This window comes from Pseudomonas sp. K5002 (assembly GCF_013386655.1).
Lineage (GTDB): Bacteria > Pseudomonadota > Gammaproteobacteria > Pseudomonadales > Pseudomonadaceae > Aquipseudomonas.
This window is the reverse complement of sequence record NZ_JACARK010000347.1, coordinates 1-5,006: the sequence shown is the minus strand read 5'-3', so window position 1 is coordinate 5,006 and position 5,006 is coordinate 1. Positions and strand designations below refer to the sequence as shown.

The 5,006-nt window shown below is 60.1% G+C and carries 6 protein-coding genes and 1 pseudogene; 2 read left to right on the top strand and 5 right to left on the bottom strand.

Annotated elements, in window-relative coordinates; translation table 11 throughout:
• Positions 1-500: exonuclease subunit SbcD (locus HX846_RS17000; RefSeq protein ID WP_178965759.1), on the bottom strand; the 500-nt coding region annotated here is incomplete at its 3' end.
• Between the two features lie 245 nt (positions 501-745).
• Positions 746-2,065, bottom strand: a complete 1,320-nt coding sequence (yegQ, locus tag HX846_RS16995; protein ID WP_178965758.1) for a tRNA 5-hydroxyuridine modification protein YegQ — start codon at positions 2,063-2,065, stop codon at positions 746-748.
• A 149-nt stretch (positions 2,066-2,214) separates the two neighbouring features.
• Between yegQ and HX846_RS16990 the strand changes: the two genes are divergently transcribed.
• Positions 2,215-3,276 (top strand): AI-2E family transporter, encoded by a 1,062-nt coding sequence (locus tag HX846_RS16990; protein WP_003211223.1) that lies wholly within the window; start codon positions 2,215-2,217, stop codon positions 3,274-3,276.
• Here HX846_RS16990 and HX846_RS16985 read toward each other — a convergent pair.
• The 3 genes from HX846_RS16985 to HX846_RS16975 all read right to left on the bottom strand — a co-directional run bounded on the left by HX846_RS16985 (position 3,273) and on the right by HX846_RS16975 (position 4,336).
• On the bottom strand, positions 3,273-3,452 hold the full coding sequence (locus HX846_RS16985; protein WP_003211225.1) for a hypothetical protein: 180 nt from the start codon (positions 3,450-3,452) through the stop codon (positions 3,273-3,275). The genes HX846_RS16990 and HX846_RS16985 overlap by 4 nt on opposite strands.
• 103 nt (positions 3,453-3,555) lie before the next feature.
• On the bottom strand, positions 3,556-3,750 hold the full coding sequence (locus HX846_RS16980; RefSeq protein ID WP_003211226.1) for a hypothetical protein: 195 nt from the start codon (positions 3,748-3,750) through the stop codon (positions 3,556-3,558).
• A gap of 232 nt (positions 3,751-3,982) precedes the next feature.
• Positions 3,983-4,336, bottom strand: a complete 354-nt coding sequence (locus tag HX846_RS16975; RefSeq protein ID WP_008435927.1) for a hypothetical protein — start codon at positions 4,334-4,336, stop codon at positions 3,983-3,985.
• A 241-nt stretch (positions 4,337-4,577) separates the two neighbouring features.
• On the opposite strand from HX846_RS16975, the pseudogene HX846_RS16970 reads away from it, so the two are divergent.
• A pseudogene (locus HX846_RS16970) lies at positions 4,578-5,006 on the top strand (shikimate 5-dehydrogenase); the annotation flags it as partial.

Genomic DNA, 5,006 nt, shown 5'->3' with positions numbered 1-5,006 from the left:
TCGTGAACCTGGCCGATGCCCCGCAGGTAATCGTCCCCCAGTTGGGCGCCGGTCACTTCGGCCGGGCGCAGGAACGGCAATGCCAGGCACCAGCCGGCAATTTCACCGTCGGCACCGGGCAATGGAATCAGCAGGCGTTCGACATCCAGTTGTCCGTCATCCAACCACAGCACCCGGCCCAATGCGTGGGTGCGCAGGCGGCGCATCAACGGTGCCGGCAGTTCGATGCGCGAGCCGGAGTCGTGGTTGCCGGCGATCATCACGATGGTCAGTGCAGGGTTTTGCTCATGGGCGCCGATGATGAAGTCGTACAGCCGCTCCTGGGCCTTGAGTGGCGGGTTGACCGTGTCGAAAATATCGCCGGCGATCAACAGCACGTCAGGGCGATGCAGGCCCAACTGGCCCAGCAGCCAGTCGAGGAAGCAGGCGTGTTCGAAGTCGCGTTCCTGGCCGTGCAGGTTTTGCCCAAGGTGCCAGTCGGAGGTGTGAAACAGACGCAAGGCGATCTCCGTAAAAAAGAGGGTGACCGCTCAAGACAAGGTGGCGGTACGCAGAACCGCCAATTCTACTTTGCAAATGAACCTATTGCGCGTACGCCCTGCTTTTTGTGGTGGGGGAGCTTGCTGTGGTGAAGGAGAGTGCTGTGGTGGGGGAGCTTGCTGTGGTGGGGGAGCTTGCTGTGGTGAGGGAGCAAGCTCCCTCACCACAGCAAGCTGTCTCGCACTCATTGAGGTGTCTGGCGAAGTTAAACGTCGCGCATCAAAAGGCCGAAACGCAGGTCCATCTCCGCCGGGATCGGCAAATACACCGTATGCCCGTCACCCGGCGCCACCGCGATGGCCTCGCCCTTGGCGTTGTGCAATGAGCCCAGGTTAAAGTGGAAATTCCCCGCCGGGGTCATCAGTTCCAGGTGATTGCCCACGGCAAAACGGTTCTTGACCTTGACCTCGGCCAGCTCGCCGCGCCGTTCACCGGTCAGTTCTCCGACGAACTGCTGGCGTTCGGACACCGAGCTGCCGTTCTGATAGTTCTGATACTCATCGTGCACGTGCCGGCGCAGGAAACCCTCGGTGTAGCCGCGCTGGGCCAGGGATTCGAGGTTGGTCATCAAGCCCCGGTCAAAGTCGCGCCCGGCCACCGCGTCATCAATCGCCTGGCGATATACCTGGGTGGTGCGGGCGCAGTAAAAGTGGGATTTGGTGCGGCCTTCGATCTTCAACGAGTGCACGCCCATGCGCGTCAGCCGCTCGACGTGCTGCACCGCCCGCAGGTCCTTGGCGTTCATGATGTAGGTGCCGTGTTCATCTTCGAAGGCGGGCATCTGTTCGTCGGGGCGATTGGCCTCCTGCAGCAGGAACACCTGGTCGGTGGGCGCACCGAGGCCCAGGGTCGGCTCGGGCGCATAGTGCTGCACGATGTCGCCGGCGGCGTTTTCCACCGCAGGCGTCGCCTGGTATTTCCAGCGGCAGGCGTTGGTGCAGGTGCCCTGGTTGGCATCTCGCTTGTTCATGTAGCCCGACAGCAGGCAGCGCCCGGAATAGGCCATGCACAGCGCGCCGTGCACAAATACTTCCAGCTCCATGGCGGGGACTTGCTGGCGAATCTCGTCGATTTCCTCCAGCGACAACTCCCGCGACAGGATGATTCGGCAGATGCCCTGCGCCTGCCAGAATTCGACGCTGGCCCAGTTCACCGTATTGGCCTGCACCGACAGGTGGATCGGCATGTGCGGGAAGTGCCGGCGCACCAGCATGATCAGGCCCGGGTCGGACATGATCAGCGCATCCGGGCCCATGGCGATCACCGGGGCAAGGTCCTTGAGGAAGGTTTTCAGCTTGGCGTTGTGAGGCGCTATGTTGACCACCACATAGAACCGCTTGCCCTGGGCCTGGGCTTCCTGGATGCCGAGGGCGAGGTTGGCGTGGTCGAACTCGTTATTGCGCACCCGCAAGCTGTAGCGCGGTTGCCCGGCGTAGACGGCATCGGCGCCGTAGGCAAAGGCATAACGCATGTTTTTCAGGGTGCCGGCGGGGGCGAGCAGTTCGGGGGCGATAACGGGAGGCATGGGTTCGGGTCGCAAAAGGGCGGCAGGGTAGCCGGGCCGGGTGCGCAGTTTATTGATCCAGGTCTAATAAGTAGGGCACTCGCGGGATTTGCAGTGGACTAAACATCAAGGCGCACATGAGCGCCTGGTGTTTTAGACATGGACCGGACATGAACCAAACCAACCTGCAATTCAAAACCCTGCTGTTACTGCTCGCCCTGGTGACCATCGCGTTTATCTGGATTTTGCTGCCGTTCTACGGCGCGGTGTTCTGGGCGGTGATCCTGGGGATCATCTTTGCGCCGATGCAACGGCGCTTCCAGCAACGTTTTGGCTGGAACCGCAATCTCACATCCCTGGCAACCCTGACGGTGTGCCTGATAATCGCGATTCTGCCGGTGATCATCACCAGTGCCTTGCTGGTGCAGGAGGGCGCGACGCTTTACAAGAACGTCGAGAGCGGCAAGCTCGACGTTGCCGGGTATATCGAGCAGTTCAAGAACTTCCTGCCACCGTATTTCCAGCATCTGCTGGACCGCTTCGGCATGGGCAACCTGGAAGGCCTGCGGGAGAAGATCGTCAAGAGTGCGATGCAGGGCAGCCAGTTTTTTGCGACCCAGGCGTTCAGCTTCGGCCAGGGCACGTTTGATTTCCTGGTGAGTTTTTTCATCATGCTGTACTTGCTGTACTTCCTGCTGCGCGATGGCCCCGAGCTGGTGCGCAAGGTGCGCACCGCGGTGCCGCTGGCCGAACCGCAGAAGCGTCGCCTGCAATTGAAGTTCAACCGGGTGGTGCGTGCCACGGTGAAAGGCAACGTGCTGGTAGCGGTCACGCAAGGCGCGTTGGGTGGTTTGATCTTCTGGTTCCTGGACATTCCCAGCGCGTTGCTCTGGGCGGTGTTGATGGCGTTTCTGTCGCTGCTGCCGGCGGTGGGCGCGGGGATTGTGTGGGGGCCGGTGGCGGCGTACTTCCTGCTGAGCGGGTCGATCTGGCAGGGCGTGGTGCTCGGGTTGTTCGGGGTATTTGTGATCGGGCTGGTGGACAATGTGCTAAGGCCCATCCTGGTGGGCAAGGACACCCGCATGCCGGATTACCTGATCCTTATCTCAACGTTGGGTGGCCTGTCGATCTTTGGCTTGAACGGCTTTGTCATCGGGCCACTGATTGCTGCGTTGTTCATGTCCAGCTGGGCGCTGTTTGTGGAAACCAAACCGCGGGTGCAACTGCCTTAGGCATGAAAGCAATGCGCCATTTTGACCGACAGGGCCTGGGCGGCCGGTAATGAAGTGAGTGGGCCGCTGATGGCTTCGCCATCGCGTACCAGGTACCAGCAGGCGAGTAGACCCAGCTCCCGGAGAGAGGCGGGAACGGCACTGCCGATGACAGACATGATTTGAATAGTGGGCATGATGACCTCCGATACGCTATGGAGGTGACATTACGGTGCGTAGGCCTTCAGGGAAAATCAACCTGCTCGATAGTCGACATCACTGTTATCGAGCGACCCTCAGTCAGTCGACCACCTGGTCGAGCATATGCACCACTTCCTGTTCACTGAGCAGGCCCTTGCGCACCAGGTTTTCCGTCAGCAAGGACAGGAACTTGGCGTTGCGATGGCCTTCCAGGGCCTTGAGCTCCGTCAGTACGCTATAGACCTTGCTCGAGGTGCAGAGGCCGGCGGTGCGATGTGGGTTTTGCGTGGGCATGGGCAATCGTCCTTGTTGTTATTGGTCGGACAGTGTTGATAGTGGAAGCCTTTTGAGACACAAACATGACAGCGCAGGCCCCGTTCGGGCAAGCGCCTATTGAGATCAATGATGTGGGATTTGGCCACAGCCATTGTCCTTATAACGACCTTGGCGAGATTTATTCAGACCTGCAGGCCAAAAAAAGGCCCCGCTTTTAGGGCGGAGCCTGTTCAGGTGTGTCAGTTGAGGCTTACCAGCCGCGACCGTAATAGCCGTGTGGAGGGCCGTAGTAGCCGCGCGGTGGGCCGTAGTAGACCGGCGCCGGGCGGTAATAAACCTGTTGTTGCACATACACAGGCGGTGGCGGTGCGTAGTAGACCGGCGGCGGAGCGGCATACACCGGCTGCGGCTGGACATACACCGGTTGTTGCACGTAGACCGGCCGCGATTGGCTGGCGACGATCGAGCCGCCTACCACTGCACCAACAACGGCTCCCAGTGCGAGCGGAGCACCCCAACCACCACCGTGGGCGGAGGCCTGTCCTGCCATAGCGAGTGCGCCGATCAGCAAGGCGATCTTGGGGAGTTTACGAATCATGGTCATTCCTCGGTTAGCCCCTGCGCTCATGGTCTGCAATCAATCGACTCAAGGATTGTCGCGGGGATACTTTTAAGACAGCGTATTTCTAAAAAACAGCACAGCCGATAGGTAAAGGTTGTGTAAGGTCTGTATCGGTTGGCTTACACAAGTGGCCGGGCACAGTGCGTATGATCCATGAGAACCCGCCGGCGCGGGTATTCCGTCTATCCGAAACCGCCTCTGGAATGGCTTCAAGGAGTTACCGATGCAGATGAACCCCAACAAGGACACCCAACTGTGCATGTCACTGTCGGCGCGCCCAGGGAACTTTGGCCTGCGCTTTCATAACCACCTGTATGAGCAGTTGGGGTTGAATTTCTACTACAAGGCCTTCAGTAGCCAGGACCTGCCGGGCGCCGTCGGTGGCATTCGGGCCTTGGGCATTCGGGGTTGTGGCGTGTCGATGCCGTTCAAGGAAGCCTGTATTGCCCTGGTGGATGAGCTGGACGATTCGGCGCGGGCCATTGCGTCAATCAATACCATCGTCAACACCGACGGGCATTTGAAGGCCTACAACACCGATTACATCGCCATCGAGCAACTGCTGCACAAGCACCAGGTGCCCAAGGACTCGACCTTCGCCCTGCGCGGCAGCGGCGGCATGGCCAAGGCGGTGGCCAGTGCCTTGCGCGAT

What these genes read in the sequence shown, in the direction of transcription:
- HX846_RS16980 (WP_003211226.1), bottom strand. Translation starts at nt 3,750, where the DNA reads ATGCCCACGCAAAACCCACATCGCACCGCCGGCCTCTGCACCTCGAGC.
- HX846_RS16990 (WP_003211223.1), top strand. Translation starts at nt 2,215, where the DNA reads ATGAACCAAACCAACCTGCAATTCAAAACCCTGCTGTTACTGCTCGCC.
- HX846_RS16975 (WP_008435927.1), bottom strand. Translation starts at nt 4,336, where the DNA reads ATGACCATGATTCGTAAACTCCCCAAGATCGCCTTGCTGATCGGCGCA.
- yegQ (WP_178965758.1), bottom strand. Translation starts at nt 2,065, where the DNA reads ATGCCTCCCGTTATCGCCCCCGAACTGCTCGCCCCCGCCGGCACCCTG.
- HX846_RS16985 (WP_003211225.1), bottom strand. Translation starts at nt 3,452, where the DNA reads ATGCCCACTATTCAAATCATGTCTGTCATCGGCAGTGCCGTTCCCGCC.